The 715-nt window shown below is 65.9% G+C and carries 1 pseudogene; it reads right to left on the reverse strand.

Features of this window, described 5'->3' with window-relative positions:
* Window positions 1-715: pseudogene (locus EOA38_RS38120) on the reverse strand (tol-pal system protein YbgF); the annotation flags it as partial.

The following is a 715-nucleotide window of genomic DNA, read 5'->3' on the forward strand; positions in this document are numbered from 1 at the left end:
TTGGGGAAGCGCGAGATATTATCGCGGAAACCCTGTTCGGCGTTGGGATAGTCGCCCGACAGAATGAACTGGTAGGAGTTGCGGTAAAGCTCATCGGGATTGTTGGTCGAGGGCAATGAAGCCATCACCGTGCCGCCGGACTTGCTCTTGCCGCTGTTGTTGCCGGTTTCGGCGGCGGGCGCGTTCGCCGTGGCCGCCGGAGCCTGCGCCGGCGCGCCCGCCTGGGGATCGGTCTCGGCATTGACGACATTGCCGTTCTTGTCGACCGTGATGGTGCCGAAGGTCTTCGGCGGCGCGCCGGTGATCAGCTTACCCGGGTCGCCGGTCTGCGACTCGACGATGACGTCGCCGACGCTCTTGCCGCCGCCGTCCTGCGCTCCCGCATCGGCCGGAGCTTGCGTCGCCGGGGCCTGCGCGACGCCGGTATCGGTGCCGGCATCGCCGGCGCCCGCATCGCCGTTGCTTGCATTGTTCGTATCGCCGTTCGGGGGCGCGGCCTCGGACTTTTTCTGCCCGGTCGGCTTCGCGCCTTGCGAGCCGCCCTCGAGCTGCTGGAAGCGGAATTCGTTGTCTTCCTGCTGCTTGCGCATCTGCTCCTGCATCTGCAGGATTTGGAAGTTGAGCTCCTCGATCTTGCCATTCATCTGGCGGAGCTGATCTTCCAGACCGGTCGCGCCGGCGCTGTCCTGCTGCGCCATCTGGGCCTGCTGCGACT

Origin of the sequence: Mesorhizobium sp. M1E.F.Ca.ET.041.01.1.1 (assembly GCF_003997355.1) — a bacterium.
Lineage (GTDB): Bacteria > Pseudomonadota > Alphaproteobacteria > Rhizobiales > Rhizobiaceae > Mesorhizobium.